21 protein-coding genes are annotated in these 25,687 nt (G+C 68.1%); 15 read left to right on the forward strand and 6 right to left on the reverse strand.

What is annotated here, in order from left to right; genetic code table 11:
• Positions 1-197 precede the first annotated feature (197 nt).
• The 5 genes from BME24068_RS18570 to BME24068_RS18590 all read left to right on the forward strand — a co-directional run bounded on the left by BME24068_RS18570 (position 198) and on the right by BME24068_RS18590 (position 5,186).
• Complete coding sequence (locus BME24068_RS18570) at positions 198-1,319, forward strand: porin (RefSeq protein ID WP_096508541.1); 1,122 nt, start codon at positions 198-200, stop codon at positions 1,317-1,319.
• Between the two features lie 49 nt (positions 1,320-1,368).
• The gene (locus BME24068_RS18575; RefSeq protein WP_096508540.1) at positions 1,369-2,502 is read left to right on the forward strand and encodes a 2-dehydro-3-deoxygalactonokinase; all 1,134 of its coding nucleotides are present in this window, start codon (positions 1,369-1,371) and stop codon (positions 2,500-2,502) included.
• Positions 2,499-4,304, forward strand: a complete 1,806-nt coding sequence (locus BME24068_RS18580; protein WP_174926957.1) for a right-handed parallel beta-helix repeat-containing protein — start codon at positions 2,499-2,501, stop codon at positions 4,302-4,304. Before BME24068_RS18575 ends, BME24068_RS18580 begins: the two co-directional genes overlap by 4 nt.
• Positions 4,305-4,499: 195 nt before the next feature.
• Entirely contained in the window at positions 4,500-4,979 is a 480-nt protein-coding gene (locus BME24068_RS18585) for a universal stress protein (protein WP_096508538.1), read from the forward strand.
• A gap of 15 nt (positions 4,980-4,994) precedes the next feature.
• On the forward strand, positions 4,995-5,186 hold the full coding sequence (locus tag BME24068_RS18590) for a DUF2964 family protein (RefSeq protein WP_096508537.1): 192 nt from the start codon (positions 4,995-4,997) through the stop codon (positions 5,184-5,186).
• A 34-nt stretch (positions 5,187-5,220) separates the two neighbouring features.
• Here the strand turns inward: BME24068_RS18590 and BME24068_RS35045 are convergent, their stop codons facing one another.
• Together BME24068_RS35045 and BME24068_RS35050 are read right to left on the reverse strand one after the other, a co-directional pair.
• Positions 5,221-5,673, reverse strand: a complete 453-nt coding sequence (locus tag BME24068_RS35045) for a tetratricopeptide repeat protein (RefSeq protein WP_244110682.1) — start codon at positions 5,671-5,673, stop codon at positions 5,221-5,223.
• Entirely contained in the window at positions 5,628-6,278 is a 651-nt protein-coding gene (locus BME24068_RS35050; RefSeq protein ID WP_239007987.1) for a hypothetical protein, read from the reverse strand. Before BME24068_RS35050 ends, BME24068_RS35045 begins: the two co-directional genes overlap by 46 nt.
• Before the next feature lie 446 nt (positions 6,279-6,724).
• On the opposite strand from BME24068_RS35050, the gene BME24068_RS18600 reads away from it, so the two are divergent.
• From BME24068_RS18600 to BME24068_RS18640, 9 genes are all read left to right on the forward strand, one after another.
• Complete coding sequence (locus tag BME24068_RS18600; protein WP_174926958.1) at positions 6,725-10,498, forward strand: nitrate reductase subunit alpha; 3,774 nt, start codon at positions 6,725-6,727, stop codon at positions 10,496-10,498.
• Positions 10,495-12,024 (forward strand): nitrate reductase subunit beta, encoded by a 1,530-nt coding sequence (narH, locus tag BME24068_RS18605; RefSeq protein WP_174926959.1) that lies wholly within the window; start codon positions 10,495-10,497, stop codon positions 12,022-12,024. Before BME24068_RS18600 ends, narH begins: the two co-directional genes overlap by 4 nt.
• Positions 12,021-12,716 (forward strand): nitrate reductase molybdenum cofactor assembly chaperone, encoded by a 696-nt coding sequence (gene narJ, locus BME24068_RS18610; RefSeq protein ID WP_174926960.1) that lies wholly within the window; start codon positions 12,021-12,023, stop codon positions 12,714-12,716. The genes narH and narJ overlap by 4 nt, the downstream gene beginning before the upstream one ends.
• Positions 12,717-12,740: 24 nt before the next feature.
• Positions 12,741-13,424, forward strand: coding sequence for a respiratory nitrate reductase subunit gamma (gene narI, locus BME24068_RS18615; protein ID WP_174926961.1), 684 nt, complete (start codon positions 12,741-12,743; stop codon positions 13,422-13,424).
• A 9-nt stretch (positions 13,425-13,433) separates the two neighbouring features.
• The gene (locus BME24068_RS18620; protein WP_174926962.1) at positions 13,434-14,222 is read left to right on the forward strand and encodes a peptidylprolyl isomerase; all 789 of its coding nucleotides are present in this window, start codon (positions 13,434-13,436) and stop codon (positions 14,220-14,222) included.
• Between the two features lie 15 nt (positions 14,223-14,237).
• A complete protein-coding gene (locus BME24068_RS18625; protein WP_174926963.1) occupies positions 14,238-15,503 on the forward strand; it encodes an MFS transporter in 1,266 nt (421 codons plus the stop codon).
• A 122-nt stretch (positions 15,504-15,625) separates the two neighbouring features.
• On the forward strand, positions 15,626-17,362 hold the full coding sequence (locus tag BME24068_RS18630) for a site-specific integrase (protein ID WP_174926964.1): 1,737 nt from the start codon (positions 15,626-15,628) through the stop codon (positions 17,360-17,362).
• An 89-nt stretch (positions 17,363-17,451) separates the two neighbouring features.
• The gene (locus BME24068_RS18635; RefSeq protein WP_098553782.1) at positions 17,452-17,775 is read left to right on the forward strand and encodes a TfoX/Sxy family protein; all 324 of its coding nucleotides are present in this window, start codon (positions 17,452-17,454) and stop codon (positions 17,773-17,775) included.
• A 57-nt stretch (positions 17,776-17,832) separates the two neighbouring features.
• Entirely contained in the window at positions 17,833-18,744 is a 912-nt protein-coding gene (locus BME24068_RS18640) for a hypothetical protein (protein ID WP_174926965.1), read from the forward strand.
• 41 nt (positions 18,745-18,785) lie between these two features.
• On the opposite strand, the gene BME24068_RS18645 is transcribed toward BME24068_RS18640, so the two are convergent.
• Together BME24068_RS18645 and BME24068_RS18650 are read right to left on the reverse strand one after the other, a co-directional pair.
• Positions 18,786-19,937, reverse strand: a complete 1,152-nt coding sequence (locus BME24068_RS18645) for a branched-chain amino acid ABC transporter substrate-binding protein (RefSeq protein ID WP_174926966.1) — start codon at positions 19,935-19,937, stop codon at positions 18,786-18,788.
• A gap of 36 nt (positions 19,938-19,973) precedes the next feature.
• Positions 19,974-21,203 (reverse strand): NAD(P)/FAD-dependent oxidoreductase, encoded by a 1,230-nt coding sequence (locus BME24068_RS18650; RefSeq protein WP_174926967.1) that lies wholly within the window; start codon positions 21,201-21,203, stop codon positions 19,974-19,976.
• Between the two features lie 231 nt (positions 21,204-21,434).
• Here BME24068_RS18650 and BME24068_RS18655 point away from each other — a divergent pair, with 231 nt between their 5' ends.
• Complete coding sequence (locus BME24068_RS18655) at positions 21,435-22,847, forward strand: aminotransferase-like domain-containing protein (RefSeq protein WP_174926968.1); 1,413 nt, start codon at positions 21,435-21,437, stop codon at positions 22,845-22,847.
• A gap of 10 nt (positions 22,848-22,857) precedes the next feature.
• On the opposite strand, the gene BME24068_RS18660 is transcribed toward BME24068_RS18655, so the two are convergent.
• Positions 22,858-25,032, reverse strand: coding sequence for a DUF4132 domain-containing protein (locus tag BME24068_RS18660; protein WP_174926969.1), 2,175 nt, complete (start codon positions 25,030-25,032; stop codon positions 22,858-22,860).
• Complete coding sequence (locus BME24068_RS18665; RefSeq protein WP_174926970.1) at positions 25,025-25,405, reverse strand: helix-turn-helix domain-containing protein; 381 nt, start codon at positions 25,403-25,405, stop codon at positions 25,025-25,027. The genes BME24068_RS18660 and BME24068_RS18665 overlap by 8 nt, the downstream gene beginning before the upstream one ends.
• Positions 25,406-25,687: the final 282 nt, after the last annotated feature.

Consider the following 25,687-nt stretch of genomic DNA (forward strand, 5'->3'; position numbering starts at 1 on the left):
CTTGGAGGGCCAGAATTTTCTTGAAAAAGCGCCATCGCACACCGACAATGAAAACGCTTTCCCTTTTCGCGAGCATAGCACGCGCGCATTCCGTTCGAAACGTATCGGAAAACGACGCTCGACAACCGCCGCGAAATTTTTTTGCCGTGACGGGAAAGCGCTTTCCCAATTCAGACGAAAACAAGGAGGAGATCTTGATGCGACAGTATGGGTGGATCGCGGCGCTCGCATTGGCGGTGCCCGCCGCGGCGCAGGCCGAATCGAGCGTGACGGTATGGGGGCGGGTCGGCGGCGACGTGCAGTACCTGAGCGGCGTGCAGAACGGCCCGCATTCGACGGGCTCGCGCTTCTCGGAGGGCAACGACTGGGGGACGAGCATCCTCGGCCTCACGGGCAAGGAGGATCTCGGCGGCGGCAACCAGGCCGTGTTCTGGCTCGAATCGGCGATCAACGCGGCGAACGGCAACTACGGCGGCGGCGTGCTGTTCCAGCGCGGCGCGTGGGTCGGGCTGAAGAACGAGCGCTACGGCTTCCTGCGGCTCGGGCAGGGGTCGTTCATCAACAGCTACATCTGGTCGTACGATCCGCTGCTGGAGGAAAACTATTCGGTCGAGTCGCTGACGTCGTATCGCAACGGGCCGAAGCTGTCGAACGGGATCCGCTACGAGTCGCCGAAGTTCGGCGGCTTCTCGTTCGCGTTGCAGGCGAACCTCGGCAACAGCTCGGACGGCTGGCTGCGCGGCTCGACGGGCAACGTGAACGCCACGGGCCTGTCCGACGGCGCGACGCTCGCGTACACGCACGGCGACTTCGAAGTGCGCGCGATCTGGAACGAGATCCGCAACCAGTACGGCCGCGAGGACAACCTGTTCACCGCGTCGCAGGAGGCGTTCATCGGCGTACGCGACCGCTTCGGCCCCGCGCTGGTGCAGCTCGGCTACACGCGCTACAGCGCACCCGACACGCCGGCCGGCCTGTCGCGCACCGCGAACTACTACTGGGGCGGCGTGACCTACGACGCGACGCCGTTCCTGCATCTGCAGGGCGCCGTCTACTCGATGAAGATCGATGCGGGCAAGTGGACCGCCGATCACAGCGGCGAAGGGCGCTCGACGATCATCGGCCTCGGCACGATGTACGACCTGTCGAAGCGCACGTTCCTGTATGCAACCGCCGCGCACGTGTTCAACAGCGCGAATGCGAACCTGGGCGTGAACCCGCAGTCGCCGGGGCTCGGCAACGGCAACGGACTCGGGGCGTCGCCGATGCCGGGGCATGGCCAGACGGGTGTTTACGCCGGTATCGAGACGCTCTTCTGATCGATACGGAACCGTACGGCAAATCGCATACGTCAAATAGAGGAATCCTATGCAAGCAGCAAGCAAGCGACATCGAGAACCATCGAATCCGCCGCGCCTGATCGCGCTCGACTGGGGCACCACGTCGCTGCGCGCGTACCTGATGGCGGACGCGCGGATGGTGCTCGACGCGCGCGCCGCGCCCAAGGGCGTGATGCAGATCGGCGGCGCGGAGGTCGCGATCGCGGATGCGTGCGATGGGGCGTTCGAAGACGTGTGCGGCGCGTGGCTCGATGCGTGGCCGGCGCTGCCGGTCGTCGCGGCCGGCATGGTCGGCAGCGCGCAGGGCTGGCGCGATACGCCGTATGCGGACGTGCCGATCGACGCGGACCGGCTCGGCGCCGCGCTGCATGCGGTGCGCACGCGGCGCGGCGCGGCCGTGCACATCGTGCCGGGGCTGATCCAGCGCGGCGAGCTCGCGAACGTGATGCGCGGGGAAGAGACGCAGATCGTCGGCGCGCTGCACGCGGGCGGCGCCGCGCATGCAGCGGCCGCGACGCGCTGGATCGGCCTGCCGGGCACGCATTCGAAGTGGGTCGCGGTGCGCGGCTCGCGGATCGAGCGCTTCCGGACTTTCATGACGGGCGAGCTGTATGCGCTGCTCTGCACGCACAGCCTGCTCGGCCGCACGATGCGGCCGGCGCCGGCGTTCGTCGAGGCGGCGTTCGAGCGTGGCGTGCGCACCGCGCAGGCCGGCCATGCGACCGGGCTGCTCGCGACGATCTTCGGCAGCCGCGCGCGGCTGCTGGCCGGCGAGCTCGCGCCGCACGAGCAGGCCGATTACCTGTCGGGCGTGCTGATCGGCCACGAGCTTGCGGGGCTGGCCGCCGAAGGCGACGGGCCGGCCGGCGCGCCCGGTGCCGATGCGCCGCGGCCGATGCTGATCGGCGACGCCGCGCTGTGCGCGCGGTACCGGCACGCGGCCACGCTGTTCGGCTGGCCGCCCGTCGATACGATCGACGGCGCGGCGGCGGCCGGCCTGTGGGTGCTGGCCGAGCGGGCGGGGCTGCTGGCGGCGGCAAGCGAGGGGGCGGCGGTTCGTCTCGACGAACCGGCTGCCGCACTGGGTGGGCGGCACGACGATCGACAGGCAGTCGATCCGGTGCCGGATAACGCATGCAACATTTCGGGAGACTCACGTTGAAACACTGGAAGATGGTCGTCGCGCCGCTCGTCGGCGCACTTGCCGCATGCGGCGGCGGAGAATCGCCGGACGGCGCGGCAGTCACGGGGCAGCAACTGGCTGCCGCGCCCGCTGCGGGGCAGCAGGCCGGCGCGACGCCGGGCACGCTGTACGTCGATTGCTCGTCGGGCAGTAACGGAAACGGGAATGGGAGCGGCAACGTGAAAGCCTCGCCCGCGACGCTCGGCACGCCGGCCCATCCGGTCGACGATCTAGCCACGCTGAACCGGATCGTGCTCACACCCGGCACGCATGTGCGCTTCAAGCGCGGCACGACCTGCTACGGCAGTTTTTCACCGGCGGCCGGCAGCACGGGCGCGGCCGGTGCGCCGATCGTCGTCGACGCGTACGGCGATCCGAAAGCGCCGCGGCCCGTCATTGCGGCCGGCTGCACCGATGCCGCGACCGACCCCGACCAGTCGCTCACCGAGCAGCACAAGACGGCGAGCGGATTCAGCGGCTATTACTCGCTGTGCAAGTCGGACAACCCGACCGTGAACCGCGCGGCCATCTATCTGTACAACACGCAGTACTGGGACATCCGCTCGCTCGAGCTGACCAACGACGCGACGACGCCCGGCGGGCGCCTCGGGCTGTATGTGCGGCTCGAGGATTACGGCACGGGCAGTCACTATCACGTCGACGACGTGTACGTGCATCACGTTCGCGGCTATCTGCAGGACGTCGCCGGCAATACGGTCGGCTCGTACAAGACGACGGGCGGGATGCTGTTCGAGGTGACGCGCGACAACGAGGTGGTCGGCACGAAGGAGAAGCCGACCGGCTTCGACGACATCGCGGTCGAGAACAGCGAGATCTACAACGTCGACGCGGTCGCGCTGTCGACCCGCTCCGCATGGATGTGCCGCGTGGGCGGCGCGCCGTGCGGCGACTATCCGCCGTACAAGGGCAACCCGGCGTACCTCACGAACCCGGCCACGCAGGCCGCGTCGGAGTATTTGCCGATGACGCGCGTCGTGTTGCGCAACAACCTGATCCACAACGTCGGCGGCGACGGCATCATCGTGCGCACCGCAACCGCGCCGGTCGTCGAGGCGAACCACCTGTACGACATCTGGATGCGCGCGCCGGGCAACAGTGCCGGTGCGTGGGCGATCAACACCGACGACGCGCTGTTCCGCTACAACGAAGTCAACGGCGTGCGGCTCCAGAACAACATCGAGGCCGGCGACGGGATGGCGTTCGACGCGGATCTCGGCACGCGCAATACGCGGGTGACCGCGAACTTCAGCCACGACAACGATGGCGGGCTGATGCTGTTCTGTGGATGCGGATCCGACGGACTGGGTCACGTCGCGCAGGAAACCGGTGCGATCGTCGACAACAACCTGAGCCTGAACGACAAGCGGCGTATCATCTCCGCCGCCGGGTCGGCCGACTCCGTCGTGCGCGACAACGTCGTGATCACGCGCACGCCGGGCCTCGTGACGCCGATCGTCGAGAACCTCAGCTACGCGAACGCGTTCCAGGTGACAGGCAACCGCTTCTACAACGCATCGGACAGCGGCGCGATCTTCCGGACGAAGAATCCGCAAGGCAGCTACGCGAACATCGTGTGGAGCGGCAACGCGTACTTCGGTTATGCGGCGGATCCCGAGTTCGCCGGGCCGAACTATCGCCATGGCGCCGAGCCCGATACGGTCCAGCCTTTCGCCGGGCAGAACGTCGACGCGGCAGCCGGTGCCTGGTTCGCGGCGAGCGGGTTCGACCGGAACCGGTATCGCGCGCCGCGCGTGCACTGACGGTACGGGCGGGTGTGCCGATGCGCGGCGACGTCCGACGCCGCTGCCGCGCGCGACCCGCTGTCCGTGTCAGCGGGTCGCAGGCCGGACGGCCGCCCGGTTTGATCGTCGTCAAGGTCCAAACCCGCCACCCGCCGATGATGGTGACAGGGTCGCGCGCTCCCGCGCGCGGCAACTCACCCCAGCGAGGTTCGCATGTACGAGAAGATCATGGTGGCCGTCGACGGCAGCGCTTCGTCGAAGCAGGCCCTGGCCGAGGCAGTGAAGGTGGCGCTGGCGGGCGACACGCACGTCAGCGTCGTGTACGTGGTCGACAAGTCGGTGCTGTTCACGTATGCCGGCCGTTTCGACCCGCATGCGCTCGTCGAGGAAATTCGCGAGGACGGCATCAAGGTGCTGCGCGAAGCCGAACAGATCATCGCGCTGGCCGGCGCGAAGGGCGAAGCCGAGCTCGTCGAGACCGAAAGCATCGGCGAGGACGTCGCGGAGCGCCTGCAGCGCTACGTGAAGGAACACGGGATCGATCTCGCGGTGGTCGGCACGCACGGGCGGCGCGGGCTCCGGCGCGTGCTGCTCGGCAGCGTCGCCGAGCGTTTCCTGCGCGGCTCGAACTGCCCGGTGCTGCTGATTCGCGGCGACGATGCCGACGTTCCGGCCGCCGCCGCTGCGGCCTGATGCGGCGGGTGCGCGATGATACGTCGCCAGTACCGGATCGTCGTCGCGGCGATCGCCGTGTTCGTGTCGCTCACGGGGATGATGGCCGTGGTGAGCGGGCTGCTGTTCGATAATCCGGTCGCGCTGCGCGGCGGCGCGATCGCGCTGATCGTCGGCGTGGCCGGCTTTGTCGTGATGCTCAACCCGGGGCCGAAAGGCGAAGGGTGACGCGATACGCACGATACGTGCGATACGTGCGCAGTTACGTGCCGCGCGCATCGGACGCCGCCGCCCGCTCGGGGCCAGCCGGCACATTCAGCCGTTTCAACGTTTCCGCCCGCTCCGCATTCTGCGGCTCGATCTTGCGCGCCTGCGCGAACGCATCGCGCGCTTCATCCTGCCGCCCCAGCTTCCACAGCACTTCCCCCTTGTGCGTCAGGCCGGTCGCCCGCGCATCGCGCGCATCGCCGTCGTCGTCCTTCGCGAAGATCGCGATCGAGCGGTCGAACCACGCGAGCGCTTCGTCGTTGCGGCCGAGGCGATACAGCGCCCAGCCCTTGCTGTCGAGCGCATACGCATCGTCCGGCGATTGCGCGAGATGCGCGTCGATCATCGCCAGCCCGCGATCGACTTCGACGCCCGCGTCGACGAGCCGGTAGCCGATGTCGTTCAGGCGGTTGTCGGGAATCTCGCCGAGGTCGAGCACGGCAGCCACGCGGCCGGCGTCGCGTTGCGCGATCGCCAGCGACAGCAGCTTGGCGACGATCTGTTGCCGCAGTGCGCTGCCGATCCGCCCAGCATCCCGGTATGGAGATTGACGTTGCGCGGCGTGCGCGATTGCACGTAGTACGTGTAGCCGTTCGCATCCGAGTAGCCGCACGCCAGATATTCATGCTCGACATCCAGTACGTACGGGAAGCTGCCGAGCGGCGTGTCGCCGGACGGGCCGACCAGCCGGAACGATTCGCCCAGGTCGCCTTCGCCGATGATCGGGTTGAACACCCATTGCTTTTGCGGATGCGATGTCGGCAGACGGATCCGGACGGTGCGCCCGGCGGCATCGGTCGTGCCGAAGATCACGCTGTCGTGCTGGCCCGGCTTGACGGGCAGGCCCGCGATGACCTGGCCCGGCAGGAACAGCCGGTATCGCGCATTCGGCGGCGGCTGGTGCGTGACGGGGTCGCGCAGCACGAACCGATGAACGTAAGCGCCTTTGCCGAGCGACGCCGCCGGCGCGAGCCAGGTGCGGGCGTGGGCCGCGGGCAGCGCGGCGCAGCCGATGGCGGCGGCAATGCATGCGGCGAAAAAGCGCGATGTCATATGAATGCGGTTTTATCTGTAAATGTGTAATTGACCGATGGCCGGTAATGCATCGAATGCGTTGCGCAGTCTTCTAGGAACGGCGCGCCATGGCCGGTCATTTTCGATGGAAACCGCCGGGTCGTTCAGCGCGATTCGACACGGGCGCCGCCCAACGTTTCGATGCTCGGGGATACCCGCGGAGCGGACCGGGAAAGCACCTTCCCGCGCGCAGCATAGCGGGGGATACGGCTCAGTCGGTCCCCATTTCAAGTTGTTGCGCACGGGCGAACGATCTCGTGATTTGTATCAAGCCGTGATATGTTGATCCGAAAGACAATTCCCTCGATCCGGACGAAAGAAACGAATACGGACGGAACAGGCGAAATCCGATCGTCCTTTACAACCGGTATTTCGCCTCCTTAAATAATCAGGGTCTGCCAAGAGACCGGAAAAACGAGATCCCCATGAGCCATTTCCTGGATAGATTGCGTTATTTCTCCACCACGAGGCCGAGCTTCTCCGACGGACACGGCGCCGTCACGGACGAGGACCGGAAATGGGAGGACGGCTACCGGCTTCGCTGGCAGCACGACAAGATCGTTCGATCGACTCACGGCGTGAACTGCACGGGTTCGTGCTCGTGGAAGGTTTACGTCAAGGGCGGGATCGTCACCTGGGAAACCCAGCAGACCGATTACCCGCGCACGCGCCCCGACATGCCGAACCACGAACCGCGCGGCTGTTCGCGCGGCGCTTCGTATTCCTGGTATCTGTACAGCGCGAACCGGCTCAAGCATCCGATGGTGCGCAGCGCACTGGTGAAGCTGTGGCGTGAACGCCGCCGCACGCTCGCGCCCGTCGACGCGTGGCGCTCGATCGTCGAGGACGACGACGCGCGGCATGCGTACCAGAGCCGCCGCGGGCTCGGCGGCTTCGTGCGCGCGAGCTGGGACGAGGTCAACGAGATCGTGGCGGCCGCAAACGTTTACACGGTCGAGCGGCACGGCCCCGATCGGGTGGTCGGCTTCTCGCCGATTCCGGCGATGTCGATGGTGTCGTATGCGGCAGGCTCGCGCTACCTGTCGCTGATCGGTGGCGTGTGCCTGAGCTTCTACGACTGGTATTGCGACCTGCCGCCCGCGTCGCCGCAAACCTGGGGCGAGCAGACCGACGTGCCGGAATCGGCCGACTGGTACAACTCGACGTTCATCATGATGTGGGGCTCGAATGTCCCGCAGACCCGCACGCCGGACGCGCACTTCCTCGTCGAGGCGCGCTATCGCGGCACCAAGGTCGTGTCGGTGTTCCCCGACTACTCGGAAGGCGCGAAGTTCGGCGATCTGTGGCTGCACCCGAAGCAGGGCACCGACGCGGCGCTCGCGCTCGCGATGGGCCACGTGATCCTGAAGGAGTTCCATCTCGCCGGGAAGAGCGACTACTTCATCGACTACTGCAAGCGCTATACGGACATGCCGTCGCTCGTGCGCCTCGTGCCGCACGGCGACGGCTACGTGCCCGAGCGCCTCGTGCGCGCGTCCGACTTCGACGATGCGCTCGACGAGGCGGCACACCCGGACTGGAAGACCGTGACGATCGACGACGCGACCGGCGAATTCGTCGTGCCGGTCGGCTCGGTCGGGTTCCGCTGGGGGCAGCAGGCGGACGCCGACAAGGGCAAGTGGAACCTGCGCGGCGAAACGTCGAAGGGCGCGGCGCTGTCGCCGCGGCTGTCGTGCACGGCCGCGCACGACGAGGTCGTCGACGTGCTGTTTCCGTACTTCGGCAACCAGCCGCACGCGCACTTCAAGTCGACGGAGCACGCCTCCGAGCTGTCGCGCCGGATCGGCGTGCGGCGCATCGCGACGCGCAACGGCGACATGCTGGTCGCGACCGTCTACGACCTGTTCGTCGCGAACTACGGGCTCGACCAGGGGCTGGGCGGGCGCGACGTGGCCGCGAGCTACGACGACGATCTGCCGTACACGCCGGCCTGGCAGGAAACGATCACCGGCGTGAAGCGCGCGGACGTGATCTCGGTCGCGCGGCAGTTCGCGGAAAACGCGCACAAGACGCAAGGCAAGTCGATGGTGATCATCGGCGCGGGGATCAACCACTGGTTCCACATGGACATGTCGTACCGCGCGATCATCAACATGCTGATCATGTGCGGCTGCATCGGCAAGCCGGGCGGCGGGTGGTCGCATTACGTCGGCCAGGAGAAGCTGCGTCCGCAGACGGGCTGGACCGCGCTCGCGTTCGCGCTCGACTGGAGCCGGCCGCCGCGCCACATGAACGCGACGTCGTTCTTCTACGCGCACACCGACCAGTGGCGCTACGACACGATGGACCCGAGCGCGCTGCTGTCGCCGCTCGCGGACAAGACACAATTCCACGGCGCGCCGATCGACTACAACGTGCGCGCCGAACGGATGGGCTGGCTGCCGTCCGCGCCGCAGTTGTCGGTGAATCCGCTGAAGGTCGGCGCGACCCTCGGCGACCCCGCCCAGGCGAGCGCCGACGTCGCGCGGCAACTGAAGGCCGGCACGCTGCAGATGGCGTGCGAGGATCCGGACGCCCCGGACAACTTCCCGCGCAACCTGTTCGTGTGGCGCTCGAACCTGCTCGGCTCGTCGGGCAAGGGCCACGAGTATTTCCTGAAGCACCTGCTCGGCACGACCAACGGCGTGCAGGGCGAGGATCTCGGCGCGACGGGCGGCGCCCGGCCCGAGGAAGTGAAGTGGCACGACGAAGCGCCGCGCGGCAAGCTCGACCTGCTCGTCACGCTCGACTTCCGGATGTCGACCACCTGCATGTATTCGGACGTCGTGCTGCCGACCGCGACGTGGTACGAGAAGGACGACATGAACACGTCCGACATGCACCCGTTCATTCACCCGCTGTCGGCGGCGGTCGATCCCGCGTGGGAATCGAAGAGCGACTGGGAGATCTTCAAGGGGATCGCGAAGCGCTTCTCCGAGCTGTGCGACGGGCATCTCGGCGTCGAACGCGACGTGGTGCTCGCGCCGATCGCGCACGATACGCCGGGCGAGCTCGCGCAGCCGTTCGACGTGCAGGACTGGAAACGCGGCGAATGCGAGCCGGTGCCGGGCCGCACGATGCCGGCGGTGATCACCGTCGAGCGCGATTATCCGAACACCTACGCGCGCTTCACGTCGCTCGGCCCGCTGATGGACAAGCTCGGCAACGCGGGCAAGGGCATCGGCTGGGATACGAAGGACGAAGTGAAGCTGCTCGGCGCGCTCAACTACAAGGTCGCCGACGGCGCCGCGCAGGGCCGTCCGCGCATCGACACCGCGCTCGATGCGGCCGAGGTGATCCTCGCGCTCGCGCCGGAAACCAACGGCGAAGTCGCGGTGAAGGCATGGCGCGCGCTGTCCGGCATCACGGGCATCGATCACACGCATCTGGCCGTCGCGCGCGAGGACGAGAAGATCCGCTTCCGCGACATCCAGGCGCAACCGCGCAAGATCATCTCGTCGCCGACGTGGAGCGGGATCGAATCGGAGCACGTGTCGTACAACGCGGGCTACGTGAACGTGCACGAGCTGGTGCCGTGGCGCACGCTGACGGGCCGTCAGCAGCTGTACCAGGATCATCCGTGGATGCGCGCGTTCGGCGAGTCGCTGTGCGCGTACAAGCCGCCGGTCGACACGGGCAGCTACGCGCACATGGTCGGCCAGCGCTCGAACGGCAACCCCGAGCGCGTGCTGAACTTCCTGACGCCGCACCAGAAGTGGGGGATCCACAGCACCTACACCGACAACCTGCTGATGCTGACGCTGTCGCGCGGCGGCCCGATCGTGTGGATGTCGGAGGACGACGCGAAGGCGATCGGCGTGGTCGATAACGACTGGATCGAGTGCTACAACTCGAACGGCGCGTTGTGCGCGCGGGCGGTGGTGAGCCAGCGGATTCCGTCCGGGATGGTGATGATGTACCACGCGCAGGAGAAGATCGTGAACACGCCGGGCTCCGAGATCACCGGTACGCGCGGCGGCATTCACAACTCGGTCACGCGCATCGCGCTGAAGCCGACCCACATGATCGGCGGCTACGCGCAGCTGTCGTACGGCTTCAACTACTACGGCACGGTCGGCTCGAATCGCGACGAGTTCCTGATCGTGCGCAAGATGAGCAAGATCGACTGGCTCGACGGAGAAGAAACCGCGGTCGACCCCACCACGCAATACGCGGTTCGCGCTGGAGAAACGTCATGAAAGTACGTGCACAGATCGCGATGGTGCTGAACCTCGACAAGTGCATCGGGTGCCATACCTGCTCGGTGACCTGCAAGAACGTGTGGACCAGCCGCGAAGGGATGGAATACGCGTGGTTCAACAACGTCGAAACCAAACCCGGCATCGGCTATCCGAAGGACTGGGAGAACCAGGACCGCTGGCGCGGCGGCTGGCAGCGGCGCGCCGACGGCAAGATCGAGCCGCGTCTCGGCGGCAAGTGGCGATTGCTCGCGCAGATCTTCGCGAACCCGCATCTGCCCGAGATCGACGATTACTACGAGCCGTTCACGTTCGACTACGGCCATCTGCAGGAAGCCGGCAACACGCGCGCGATGCCGGTGGCGCGCCCGCGCTCGCTGATCAGCGGCCAGCGGCTCGAGAAGATCGAGTGGGGGCCGAACTGGGAGGAAATCCTCGGCGGCGAGTTCGAGAAGCGCGCGAAGGACTACAACTTCGAGAACGTGCAGAAGGACATCTACGGGCAGTTCGAGAACACCTTCATGATGTATCTGCCGCGCCTTTGCGAGCACTGCCTGAACCCGGCGTGCGTCGCGTCGTGCCCGTCGGGCTCGATCTACAAGCGCGAGGAAGACGGCATCGTGCTGATCGACCAGGACAAGTGCCGCGGCTGGCGCATGTGCGTGTCGGGATGCCCGTACAAGAAGATCTACTACAACTGGCAGAGCGGCAAGGCCGAGAAGTGCATCTTCTGTTATCCGCGGATCGAAGCCGGCCAGCCGACCGTGTGTTCGGAAACCTGCGTGGGCCGCATCCGCTACCTCGGCGTGCTGCTGTACGACGCAGACCGGATCAGCGAAGCCGCCAGCGCGGAAAACGAGAAGGACCTGTACGAAGCGCAGCTGTCGCTGTTCCTCGATCCCGAGGACCCGGCCGTGATCGCGCAGGCCGAGCGCGACGGCGTGCCGGCCGCGTGGATCGACGCCGCGCGGCGCTCGCCGACCTACAAGATGGCGATCGACTGGAAGATCGCGTTCCCGCTGCATCCGGAATACCGGACGCTGCCGATGGTCTGGTACGTGCCGCCGCTGTCGCCGATCAACTCGGCCGCGAACAGCGGCGCGCTCGGGATGAACGGCTACCTGCCGGACGTCGAATCGCTGCGCATTCCGCTGCGTTATCTGGCGAACCTGCTGACGGCCGGCGACGAAGCGCCCGTGAAGCTCGCGCTCGAGCGGCTGCTCGCGATGCGCGCGTTCATGCGCGCGCGTCACGTCGACGGCGTCGACGCGCGCGGCGTGCTCGACCAGGTCGGACTGTCGCTCGCGCAGGTCGAGGAGATGTACCGCTACCTCGCGATCGCCAACTACGAGGATCGTTTCGTGATCCCGACGACGCATCGCGAGTATGCGGAGAACGCGTACGACCTGCGCGCGTCGTGCGGCTTCTCGTTCGGCAACGGCTGTTCCGACGGCCGTTCCGAAGCGAGCCTGTTCAGCCCGAAGAAGGGCAGCAAGACGATTCCGATCCACGAGGCATCCCGATGAGCAACGCACCCGACCCGACCTATGCGGCGTTCGCGGCGCTGCTCGACTATCCCGGCGAAGCGCTCGTCGACGTGCTCGATTCGATCGAAGACCACCTCCGCGAACGCGCGCGCGTGCCGAAAGCGGTGCGCGCGGGTCTCGACCGGTTCTTCGCGTACGTGCGCGAGCGCGACCTGCTGACGTTGCAGGAGAACTATGTCGCGCTGTTCGATCGCGGCCGCGCGACGTCGCTGCATCTGTTCGAACACGTGCATGGCGAATCGCGCGATCGCGGCCAGGCGATGGTCGATCTGCTGCAGATGTACGAGCGGCACGGGCTGGCGCTGAACCCGGGCGAGCTGCCCGACTATCTGCCCGTGTTCCTCGAATACCTGTCGCGGCTGCCGGCGTCCGACGCGCGCAACCTGCTTGCCGAAACCGGCGAGATCCTGCGCGCGCTGGCCGGTCAGCTCGCGCAGCGCGGCAGTCATTACAGCTTCGTCGTCGGCGCGCTGCTGCCGATGGCCGGCCTCGCGCCGGTCGACGCGCCGGCCGCCGCGGACGACGACGTCGCCGCGGAGCGGCCGAGCGCCGACGATTACCGCGCGCTCGACGCGTCGTATGCGGATGAAGCGGTGCGCTTCGTCGGCGCGGCCACGCCGGCCGAGCAGACGGTGCGATTCCACGACAAGCGGCCGGCCCGCGGCGCGTAAGCGCGGGCCCAACTGGGGAAAGACATGAACGCTTACCTGCATCAGTTCCTGTTCGGGATCTACCCGTACATCTGTCTCGCGGTGCTGCTGATCGGCAGCCTGATCCGCTTCGACCGCGATCAGTACACGTGGAAAAGCGATTCGTCGCAGCTGCTGCGCCACGGGATGCTGCGGCTCGGCAGCAACCTGTTCCACTGGGGCATCCTCGTCGTCGTGCTCGGGCACTTCGCGGGCTTCCTCGCGCCGCACTGGCTCGTGTCGCCGTTCCTGTCGGCGTCCGGGCACCAGCTCGTCGCGATGGTGGCGGGCGGCACGGCCGGCGTCGCGGCGATCATCGGCCTGACGATCCTGATCTGGCGTCGTCTCGGCGACGCGCGCATCCGCAACAACAGCCGCAAGTCCGACATCCTGATCGTGCTGATGCTGTGGGTGCAGCTCGCGCTCGGGCTCGGCACCGTCGTGCTGTCGACGCGCCACATGGACGGCGCGATGTTCGAGCAGCTCACCGACTACGTGAAGGGCGTCGTCACGTTCCGGCCGGACATCGCGAGCCTGCTCGTCGGCGTGCCGCTGACGTACCGGCTGCATATCCTGCTCGGCTTCACGATCTTCCTCGTGTCGCCGTTCACGCGGATGGTGCACATCTGGAGCGGCATCGCATCGGTCGCGTACCTGATCCGGCCGTATCAACTCGTGCGCAAGCGCTGAGGAGGCGGCATGAACGACGTTCTCTCCGAAGTCGCGACGGCGCCGCTGATCGTCAACGATGTCGAGATCGACGCGGCGTCGATCGCGGCCGAAGCCGAGCATCACGACGATGCCCCCGATCCGCTCGACGCGGCCCGGCATGCGCTCGCGGTGCGCGAGTTGCTGCGGCAACGCGCGGTGTCGCTCGCGCTGATCGAAGAAGGCGTGCCGCTCGGCGATGCGGCGGTCGACGCGCTGCTCGAACGCGAGCTCACGCACGTGCCCGAACCGGATCGCGCCGATTGCGAGCGCTACTACGCGCAGCATCCGGCGCGCTTTCGCCGCAACGACATCGTCTATGCGAGCCACGTGCTGTTCGCGGTGACCGACCGCGTGCCGCTCGCGCCGCTGCGGCAGCGCGCGGAACGCGCGCTCGCCGACGTGGTCGCCGCGCCCGATACGTTCGAAGCCGTTGCGCGCGCCGCGTCGAACTGCCCGTCGGCGCAGGTCGGCGGCAGCCTCGGGCAATTGCTGCGCGGCGACACCGTGCCGGAATTCGAGGCCGCGCTGTTTGATACGGAAGGGATCGGCGTGCTGCCGAAACTCGTCAACACGCGTTTCGGTTTTCACATCGTGCGCATCGAGCGCCGCGTGCCGGGCGACGCCGTGCCGTTCGACGAAGCGGCCGGCCAGATCGCCGCGTACCTGTCGGAGCGCGTGCGGCAGCGGGCGATGCGGCAGTACGTGGCGATACTCGCGGGCGGCGCGCGGGTCGAAGGCGTGAGCTTCGACGGCGCGAACGGGCCGCTGGTCCAATGAAACGGGGTTTTGCGTATGGCAATTCGACAAGGTAACGCCGCGTCGGCCGCGGATTCGCAGGCGATCCCGCTGCGCGCGTGGTCGGTGCTGGCCGCGAGCACACTCGCGTTCATGGTGTGTTTCGTCGTGTGGATGATGTTCGGCGTGCTCGGCGTGCAGCTGCGCACCGATCTCGGCCTGAACAGCACCGAGTTCGGGCTGCTCACGTCGACCCCGGTGCTGACCGGCGCGCTGATGCGTTTGCCGCTCGGCACGTGGACCGACCGCTTCGGCGGGCGCATCGTGATGACGGTGCTGCTCGTCGTGTGCGCGATTCCCGTCTACATCGTCAGCTACGCGACGCAGCTCTGGCAGTTCCTCGCGATCGGGCTGTTCCTCGGCTGCGTCGGCGCATCGTTCGCGGTCGGCACGCCGTATGTCGCGCGCTTTTTCCCGCCGAAACGGCGCGGTCTCGCGATGGGCGTGTTCGGCGCGGGCACATGCGGCGCGGCGGTGAACCTGTTCGTCACGCCGCTGCTGCTCGATGCATACGGCTGGCGCTTCGTGCCGCGCGTGTACGCGGTGGCGCTGCTGGTCACGGCCGTGATCTTCTGGTTCGCGTCGGCGCCTGATCCGGGCGCGGGCAAGCGCGGCGGCTCGTGGCTCGAATCGTTCAAGGTGCTGCGCGATCCGCGCGTGTGGCGGCTGTGCCAGTACTACTCGATCACGTTCGGCGGCTTCACCGCGCTGTCGCTGTGGATCCCGCAGTACCTGAAAAGCGAATACGGGATGTCGCTCGTGATGGCGTCGGCGTTCGCGGCGGGCTTCTCGCTGCCGGGCTCCGTGCTGCGCGCGCTCGGCGGCGCGCTGTCCGACCGCTTCGGCGCGCATGCGGTCACGTGGTGGGGGCTGTGGGTCGCATGGATCGCGCTGTTCCTGCTGTCGTATCCGGCGACCGACTTCGTGATCCACACGATCGACGGCACCGCGACGCTGAACGTCGCGATGCCGGTTGCCGGCTTCGTCGCGCTCACCTTCGTGCTGGGCGCGGTGTTCGCGCTCGGGATGGCGTCGACCTTCAAGTACGTCGCGGACGATTTCTCGGACAACATGGGTGTCGTCACGGGCATCGTCGGCCTCGCGGGCGGGCTCGGCGGTTTCCTGCTGCCGATCCTGTTCGGCGCGCTGCTCGACCTGCTGCGCGTGCGCACGACCTGCTTCATGTTCCTGTACGGGATCGTGTGGGTGTCGCTGATCCTCATCTACCTGTCCGAAGTGCGGCGCACGCCCGTGGTGGGCTGACCGTTTCCGTTCGACGGGTTCGCGCGATGCCGGATGTGTCCGGCATCGCGCCGGTGTTTCGCCTGCGTTTCACCGTCCCGCAGGCGTTTTCTGCCGCGCGCAGTTCTGTCAAACTGGCGCCCATGAAACCGCGCCTCGCTTCGCCGCCTTCCTCCGACTCCGCGCCTGCGCCCGCAGGCTTTCCCGACGCCGACGAACTGGCCGCGTTGCGCGCGTGGTACGCGGGCATGACCGTGCGCCGGGCGGTCGAGCGCTATCTGCCCGGTCGTCTTGGCGATGGGCGCTCGGCGCGCGGCGTGATCGGCGGCATTCGCCGCCGCCTCGTGCGCGTCGCGCGACAGGCGGGGCGGCCCGATCTCGCGGCGCAGCTCGGTCATGCCGACGGCGAACGCACGCAGATGGCCAGGGCGATGGCCGAGGCGATCGGCATGCTGCGTCATGCGCGAGCGCCGGTGCCGCAGATCAGCGACGACGTCGGCCTGTGGCTGCCCGCGCGGGCGGTGGTCGCGCTGCGCGCGCACGGGATCGCGACGCTGGCCGACCTGACCGTGCGGATTCCGCGCCGGCGTCAATGGTGGCGCGCGATCGCGGGGCTCGGCGTGGCGAGCGCGCGGCACGTCGAAGCGTTCTTCGCCGCGCATCCCGAGTTGACCGAGCGCGCCCGCGCGCTGATTGCCGCCACGCCGCGCGGCAGCATCGTGCCGTGGGAGCACCTGAAGCTGCCGCACGAAGTCGACGGGTCGGCCGGCACGTTTCGCGCGCCGCGCGCGACCAGCACGCTCGACGCGGACAACGATTACGCGGCCGTGCATGCATGGCTGTCGCTGCACGAATCGGCCGCGACGCGGCGTGCGTACCGGAAGGAGGCCGAGCGGCTGATCCTGTGGGCGATCGTCGAGCGCGGGCGCGCACTGTCGTCGCTGACGACCGAGGATGCGGTCGCGTATCGCGCGTTCTTGCGCAGCCCGACGCCGCACGCGCGCTGGGTCGGCCCGGTGCGGCCGCGCGGCGCGCCGGACTGGCGGCCGTTCTCGGGCGGGCTGTCCGCGCGTTCGGCCGCGTACACGCTGTCGGTGCTCGGCGCGCTGTTCCGCTGGCTGATCGAGCAGCGCTACCTGCTCGCGAATCCGTTCGCGGGCGTCAAGGTGCGCGACACGCGCGGCGCGAATGCGCTCGACACGTCGCACGCGTTCACCGAAGGCGAGTGGCTGCTCGTGCGCACGATCGCGGACGGGCTCGAGTTCCGCAAGGACACGTCGTCGAGCGCGCCGCAGTCAGGCTGGACGCCGGCCGCCGCGCAACGGCTGCGCTTCATCCTCGATCTCGGTTACGCGACCGGGCTGCGCGCGAGCGAGCTGGTCGGCGCGACGCTCGGCGACATCGAGACGGACGCGCACGGCGATGCGTGGCTGAAGGTGATCGGCAAAGGCCGCAAGGCCGCGCGCGTCGCGCTGCCGCCGCTCGCGCGCACGGCGCTCGATCGTCATCTGGTCGCGCGGCGGCTGCCGGTGACGCCGGTGCGCTGGCGCCCGGATACGCCGCTGATCGCGAGCCTCGCGGAAGACGGTGCGGCCGGGATCACGAGTGTGCGGCTGTGGAAGGTGATGCAGCGCTTCTTCGCGCAGACGGCCGCGCTCGTCGACGAGGACAACCCGGCGCTCGCGCAGAAGCTGCGGCAGGCGAGCCCGCACTGGATGCGGCACACGCATGCGACGCATGCGCTCGCGCGAGGCGCGGAGTTGACGACGGTGCGCGACAACCTGCGGCATGCGTCGATCTCGACGACGTCGATCTATCTGCACGGGGACGATGTGAAGCGGGCGCGGCAGATGTCGAGCGCGTTTTCGGCAGACAAATAGCGCGGCGCGCGAGCGGTTGCGCGGGAATTGAACGGAACGACACCGCATCGGTGACGGTCAGAACGTTTATTCGACAACGGAGCGGGCGGATGGCATCGAGTCAGGGAACCGTCGATTTCATCGTCGAGCAGATGGCCGCGGCCGGCACGGTGTCGGCCCGCAAGATGTTCGGCGAATACGGGGTCTACTGCGACGGCAAGATGGTCGCGCTGGTCTGCGACGATCGGCTGTTCGTCAAGCCGACGCCCGATGGGCGTGCGTTTCTCGGCATCTGCGAGGAAGCGCCGCCGTATCCGACAGCGAAGCCGCATCTGGTCATTGCAGGCGAGCGCTGGGATGACCGCGAATGGTTGTCGACGCTGATCCGGATCACTGCCGCGCAATTGCCGGTGCCGGTGAAACGGGGCCGATAGCGATCGGCGTATTCCGTCCATGCGCGCACGCACTGCGCCTCCCGCTGGAGCACACGAATGGAGACGTCCTCAGATCCGCAAGCCCCGCGCGACGCGCGCCGCGCATGGCGCGCGCTCGTTGCGGCCTTATGCCTGGGCTGGAGCGCGCTGTCGTTCGGCGCGAACGGCGGCGCGGCGCTGCTCGACCGCTATCACAGCCTCGGCGAGCAGTTGAAGAACAACCCGTTCCATCGTCCGCTGTACCTCGAATCGTCCGAGGCTTCGTCATCGCTGAAGGGCGATATCTACGCGGTCGTCGACTATCCGTACTCGGTCGTGAGCGGCAAGCTGGACGATCCCGCGCAGGGCCCCGCGAACTGGTGCGCGGTGCTGATCCTGCACCTGAACACGAAGTATTGTCATGCATCGGCCGGCAGCAACGGCCCGGTGCTCGACGTGAATCTCGGCCGCAAGGTCGAGCAGAAGCTGTCGGAGACCTATCGCGTGCAGTTCCGCTATCGCGTGGCCGCCGCGACGTCCGACTATTTCCAGGTCGACCTGAGCGCCGACAGCGGCCCGATGGGCACGAAGGACTACCGGATCGCGCTGGAGGCCGTGCCGGTCGGCGCGTCGCGCACGTTCCTGCACCTGACGTATGCGTATGGCTTCGGCACGGTCGGCCGCATGGCGATGAAGACCTACCTCGCGACGATCGGCAGCGACAAGGTCGGGTTCACGCTCGCGAGCGGTGCGTCGGCCGCGCAGCCGCAATACATCGGCGGCGTGCGCGGGCTGCTGGAGCGCAACACGATGCGCTACTACCTAGCGATCGACGCGTATCTCGCGACGCTCGACAAGCCGCTCGACCAGCGCTTCGCGCGCTGGTTCGACGCGACCGAGCAGTATCCGCAGCAACTGCACGAGGTCGAGCGGAGCGCGTATCTGCAGATGAAGGCGCAGGAGGCGCAGCGGCAGCAGACGGCGCGATAGGCGCGATAGGCGCCGCCTGCTGCCGGGCTGCCCGGCGCCGATCAGTTCGACGCGCCGCCGACCGTGCGAATGCTGTGCCACTGCCCCTGTTCGACGCGGAACAGCGTGTAGGGCGGCTTGATCAGATCGCCGCGCGCGTCGAACGAGATCTTCCCGGTCACGCCCGTGACCGACACGCTCGGCAGGCTCGCGACGATCTTGCCGCGATCGGCCGAATCGGCCTTGTGGATCGCCGCGATCATCGCGAGCGCCGCGTCGTACGCGAACGGCGCATAGAGCTCGACGTCCTGGTTGAAGCGTGCCTTGTAGCGCTGCGCGAACGCGACGGCGGACGGCAGCTTGTCGAGCGCCGGCCCCGGTTCGAGATCCTGCGTGCCTTCACCCGCGCTGCCGGCGATCTTCAGGAACGCGTTGCTTTTCAGCGCGCCGGCGCCGAACAGTTGCGCGCGGATGCCAAGCGAGCGCATCTGCTTGACGAGCATCGCGCCCTGTTCGTCGAGGCCGCCGAAGAACAGCAGGTCGATGTTGTTGCTCTTCATCGTCGTCAGGATGCCGCGGAAATCGACGGCCTTGTCGTTCGTGTATTCGCGGTCGACGATGCTGCCGTGCGCGTCCTTCACGCCTTTCTCGAATGCGTCCGCGAGCCCCTGGCCGAATGCGGTGCGATCGTCGATGATGCCGATCCGCTTCGCCTTCAACTGCTCGACCGCGAAGCGCCCGGCGACCACGCCGCCGACGCCGTCGTGCCCCATCGTGCGGAAGACGTTCTTGAAGCCCTGCATCGTCAGTTGCGGATTGGTCGAGCCGGGCGTGATCATCGCGACGTTCGCCTGCTTGTAGACGGCCGATGCGGGAATGCTGCAGCCCGAGTTGTAGTGGCCGACCACGCCGACCACGCCGTCGTCGACGAGCTTCTGCGCAACCTGAATCGCGATGCGCGGATCGGCCTGATCGTCCTGCACGTCGAGCACGAAGCGCACGGGCTTGCCGCCGACGGTCGGATGCTTCGCGTTCTCCTCGTCGAGCGCGAGCTGCGCGCCGTATTGCAGATCCTTGCCGACACGCGCGACAGGCCCCGTCAGCGGGCCGGCAAAGCCGATCTTGATGGTTTCCGGATCCGCGGCCTGCGCGGACGCAGCGACCGTGCCGATCGAGCAGACGGCCAGCCATGCCAGCCAGTTACGACGATTCATGATGCCTCCTTGCAGGGGTGAGGGTGGCGACGCGCGTCAGAATCGCGTCGCCCGGTATGGCGTGAGATCCAGCGGCGGCGCGCGCTGTGCGACAAGATCAGCGACGATTTGCCCGGTGATGCCGGCGAGCGTGACGCCCAGATGCTGGTGGCCGAATGCATGGATTACGCGTTCGCTGCGCCGCGCGCGGCCGATCACGGGTACGCCGTCCGGCAGCGTGGGCCGAAAGCCGAGCCAGTTGCGTGTCGGGGCGCCGAGCGACGGCAGCGCTTCGCGCGCGGAACGCGCGAGCAGCGCGACCAGCGAGCGGTTCATGCCCGCTTCGAAGCCACCGAGTTCGACGGTGCCGGCCGCGCGCAATCCTTCGTCGAGCGGTGTCATGTAGAAGCCGCGCTCGGCCCAGCCGACCGGCCGCGTGACGATCTGCTCGCGCGCGGCGAACTGCACGTGGTAGCCGCGCTCGGTATCGAGCGGCACGGGGTCGCCGCACGCGGTGGCGAATGCGCGCGAGCGGGCACCGGCGGCGATCACCACATGGTCGAACGTGCGCACCGCGCCGCCCGCATGCAGGTTCACGCCGTCGCCGGCCGGTTCGATCCGGTCGACCTGCGCGCGTTCGAGCGTCGCGCCGTCGGCTGACAGGTGCGCGAACAATTCGCCAAGAAACCCGCATGGATCGGAGAAATGCCAGCTTCCGTGGAACAGCACGCCGCGCGCGAAGATCGGCGCGAGTGCGGGCTCGAGCCGGCGGATCGCGCTCGCGTCGAGCGTATCGAACGGCACGCCGAGCTGGCGCCGTAGCGCCAGTGACGGCTGCGCGGCGTCGAACGACGCCTGCCGTGCGTACAGGTACAGGCATTCGCGCGGCCGCACGTATGCCGCGAGCCGCGTGGTGGCGAGCAACGGCGCATAGCCGTCGGCGGCGCGCGACAGCAGCGCGGCCAGCGCGCCGGCGCTGCGGGCGTGACGTGCGGGCGTCGACGCGGCAAGGAACCGCGCGAGCCACGGCGCGCCGCGCAGCAGGTATGGCCAGCGGATGCGCAGCGGGCTGTCGGCGGCGAACAGGAAGTGCGGCATGTCGCGGAACACGGACGGGCCATTGACGGGCACGCAGCCATATGGCGCGAACGTCGCGGCGTTGCCGAACGATGCGCCGTGACCGACGCCGGCCGGATCGAACAGCGTGACGCGGTGCCCGTCGCGCTGCAGCCATGTCGCCGCGCCGAGCCCGATGAAGCCTGCACCCACGATGGCGATGGTCGCCATGACGCCTCCCCTCCGGCACACCTGATTCACACAAAGATGGGATTAAGAATCACACAGTAATTTTTTGTATGCAATCAAAAAACGATTGTGTGGTGCTAGCGTTTACCCGATTCTAACTAGATGATTCAGCAGACTTTTTGGCAGACGTTTGACCGGGGCGGGATGTCATATACAATCGCTGGGCAAGTTTAAACGGCAGACAAACGCTTTTTGTGTGGGTGTGGGCGATACATGGCAGCAGACAAATTTTCCGGAGCGCGCGACGACGGCGCGCCGGCGCAGGCGAAGCGGCCGACCTATGTCGAGGTATCAAGCTCGATCGAGGCGGAAATCCGCAACGGCATGTACCCGCCGGGCAGCCGCCTGCCGCCGCAGCGCCAGCTCGCGACCGAACTCGGCATCAACGTGTCGACCGTGTCGCGTGCGTACAAGGAGCTGCAACTGCGCGGCCTCGTGATCGGCAGCAAGCGGCGCGGGTCGCTCGTCACCGGCGGCGCGATGCCGAGTATCGAACCGGCCCGTGCGTCGCTCGCGGCGGGCAACGGCGTGATCGACCTGACGGTGAACCGGCCGGCGACCGGCGAGTTCCTCGCGAGCCTCGCGCAGACGTTCGGTACGCTGCCGGGCGATCCGCGTTTCGCGTCGCTGCAGGAATACCAGCCGCCGCAGGGCCCAGACTGGGCGCGTGCGGCGGGCGCGCAATGGCTTGCCGCGCCCGGCTTCACGCCGTCGCCCGACCAAGTGGTCGTCACGAGTGGCGCGCAGCACGGGCTCTACGCGGTGCTGAACAGCCTGATCGGTACCGACGGCGTGATCGTCGCCGACCGCCTCACGTATTACGGCCTGAAGGCGCTCGCGCCGGTGTTCCAGTTCGAGATCGTCAGCGCACCGGCCGACGACGACGGCCTGCTGCCCGACGAGATCGAACGGATCTGCCAGCGCATGCCCGTCAAGGCGATCTTCGTCGTGCCGAACCTGCAGAACCCGACCGTGACGACGATGAGCCTCGCGCGCCGCATGGCGCTCGTCGACGTCGCGCGCCGCCATCACGTGACGATCATCGAGGACGACGTGTACGGGCCGCTCGTGCGCGACCGGCTGCCAGCGATCGCGGGGTTGTGTCCCGAACTCACGTTCCATATCGGCGCGACGTCGAAGATTCTCGCGCCCGGGCTGCGCCTCGGCTACCTCGGCTGCCCGCGCGACAGCGTCGCGCTGTGCGCGGAAGCGGTGCGCACCACCGCGTGGATGCCCGCGCCGACCTCGATGCTGATCGCGACGGTGTGGATCGAGAACGGCACCGCCGCGCGGATCATGAGCGCGCAGCTGGCGGAGATCCGCGCGCGCGTCGATCTCGCGCGGGAACTGCTGCCGGCCGGTCAACTGAAGGCGGATCCCGCGTGCATGTTCGTGTGGCTGCGGCTGCCGCCGCCGTGGCGCGCCGACGATTTTGCCGCGAACGCGAGGGCGCGCGGCGTGATCGTGATGCCGTCGTCGACGTTCGCGGTCGATCGCGCGGAAATCGAGCACGGCGTGCGCATCAATCTCGCGTGTCCGGCGACGCGCGACGAGCTCGTCAACGGGCTGCGGATCCTGGCCGGTACGCTGAAGGACCGGCCGCGCGCGCTGTTCGGTTCGATCTGACGCTCGCGCCTTAGTCCAGCAACCCCGCCACGACATCGACGATCCGCTGCAGCAGCGCTTCGTCGTAAGGCAGCCACGGCACCGCGCGCAGCGGCGACGCTGGTGGCTCGACCGGCGTATCGACAGGCTTGCCGTCACGCATCACGCGGCCGGTTGCGCAATGCACCGACCATTCGCCGACACGCACATGGCGTTCGTCGAGCGCGATCCGCCCTTGCGCGATCGCGTCGGCGAACACGAGCGACAGCACGTGCCGGCGATGCGCCGCCATCACGCCCAGCGGCAGATCCGACAGCCGGTTCAGACGATTCCAGCGTTCCGCTTCCATCGCGCGGCGGCGCACCGGGTCCGGCGCGAGCGATGCGGTCGCGGCGTGCGTGGCGTCGTCGTCGAGCGCGAAGGCCGCGACGCTCACCAGCAGGTCGACTGCACGCGCGATTTCAGAGAACACCACAGGGTCGACCTCGCCGATCGGCACGGGCGCCCAATGGCGTTCGCGCCTGCGCTCGACGTGCAGCCGGCGCGACGTGCCGTGGCTGTCCGCGCCCGGATAGAGCGGGGCGTCGACGCCGAAGGTCGCGCGCACGTCGCCGAACTCGCGCACGAGCCCGTCGTCGTATGCCCGCAGCGCCCATCCTTCACTGCGCGCGACGCCGATCAGCGGCCGGGTCGCGAGCACGTGGCCTTCGAACATCGCGGACTCGCTCGCGGCGACGTCGCTATCGGCCGGCACGTAGCACTCGCGAAACGCCTGCCGGACCGGCTGCCGGATCGCACGGCCGACGATCGCGTGCTGCCACGCGAGCCGTTCGGCCGCGTCGGCGCGCAGCGGATGCCATAGCCGGATCTCGCCGTTCGTGTCGATGTCGCACGGATTCCCGGCCGCGTCGCGCAGCACGACGTTGCCTTTCGCGCTGTCGGGCATGAACGAGCGCGGCGTGCCGTCGGGCGCGCGCGCCTGCCAGATCATCCGCGTCGAGAATGCGGCGCCGGCCGGCGCATCGACGAGGCGTTCGCGCCATTCCGCGTAATCGAGCGTCATCGGCTGCCAGAAGCTCGCTTCCATGCAGACGGCCAGCATCGCGAGCTGCTTCTTGTCCGGTTTCGCGCCGAGCGTCATGCGCAGCGCGGTGCGCGGCCGCTCGCCGAGCGCGCGCTCGGCCGGCTTCACGTTGCGCGCGAGCTTCTTCTGCACGCCGGCATGACGCACGGCGGCCAGCGCGTCGCGCAGCGCGCGTACGCTTTCCGGCGTCGGGATCGTCTCGATCGCGTGGCCGAGCGCGATCGCGAGCGATTGCGACGGCGCGGTCTTCGCGGCCGTGGGCGCGACGCATACGCCGCTCAGCAGCGGCCCGATCAGCGGACGCAGCCACACTTCGTCGCGCCAGGCGGCCACGCGCGCCGCGCGTGCGACGACCTGCGCATCGTCGGTCGTGAACGCGCGATCGGCCTGATAGGGAACGGTGCCGGCATGGATCGCGGCGACCTGTTGCGCGGCCTCGACCAGCGCGTCGTGCGCGAACGCGACGTAGGCCGCGTCTTGCGCGAGCGTGACGGCCGGATCGTCGGCATCGATCCACAGCCGCTTCGGCGCGAAATAGCCGTCGTTGGTAGCGGCGAGCGCAAGCAGCGATGCCGGCCCGAGTTCGGGAAGCACGTCGAGCTCGCGCACGCGAAACGGCGAATCGGCGAGCGACTGCGCGCAGGCTTCCCGCCGGGCCGAGAAGTCGCGACGGCCCGCGAACCAGTCGAGCGCATAGGCGCCGTACGGCGATCCGGCATGCAGGCCCGGTTGCGGCGGCCCGTCCGCGATGCGTGCGAGTTCGGCCTGCAGCGCGGGCGATGGCAGTGCGTCGAGGTACGGCAATTCCTGCAGCGCGAGCGTCTGCGCGCCGGCCGGGATGGCGCGGAACAGTTCGAGCGCGGCATCGGCGCCGATCAGCGGCGCGATGCCGAGCGCTTCGATCTGCTCGCGCAGCCAGCGGACGAACCCGGCACGCGGATCGTCGTACGCGAGTTCGTGCTGGATGATCCGCCGCTCGGCGCGGCGTAGCGCCGGCCAGACCGCACCGAGCGCATGCGCGTCGAGTGCCGACAGGTCGATCGGCGTGCCGGTGAAACGCGGGTGGTCGGCGGTGTCGGTCAGCCGCGCAACGAGCAGCGCGACGAGGGTGTCGTCAGTCATGCGTCGGCTCCTGGCCGGCGCGCGGTGTGCCGTCGGCGGCCGCGACGCGTGACGCGGGCCGCGCATCGACCTTGGCCGCACGTGCCGTACGTGCCGCACGCGCGTCGGCGCGACGACGCGCCTGCGCCGTTTCCCGTTCGAGCAGTTCGCCGCCCGCGTCGGGCAGTTCGACGAGGACGCGCACGCCGAGCCGCTGCAGCAGCCCGAACACCTTGCCCCACTGGACGGTGTCCGCGCCGCGTTCGGCCTTGACCATGAACGACTCGCTGACGCCGGCGCGTTCGGCCGCATCGTTCTGGCGCCATTTTTGTGCCTTGCGGGCGGCGCGGATCACGCCGCCGAGGTCGGATGCCTGTTCGATCGGGTGCTGCATGCGGAACTCCGTCGATAAAACCGTGCGGTCGCACAGTATTGCACTCCGATCGCCATCCGGCCGCCTTTTCATAAGACGTACAGTTCGCCGGAAGTCATCGATTGGCGCCGAACTGTACTCTTGTGTGCGCGTTCCATGTGTGTACTCCGGGCAAACTGTTCTGCTTTTAAGATTCAACCATCAAGTGCACAGTGCCGCGGACCCGGACGTCACGGGCCTCCCGGCGCATCTTCAAAAGCGAGCCACTGCGATGGAAAAGGCAAAACCGGAGGAAGCTATCAG

Source organism: Burkholderia anthina (assembly GCF_902498995.1).
Taxonomy (GTDB): domain Bacteria; phylum Pseudomonadota; class Gammaproteobacteria; order Burkholderiales; family Burkholderiaceae; genus Burkholderia; species Burkholderia anthina.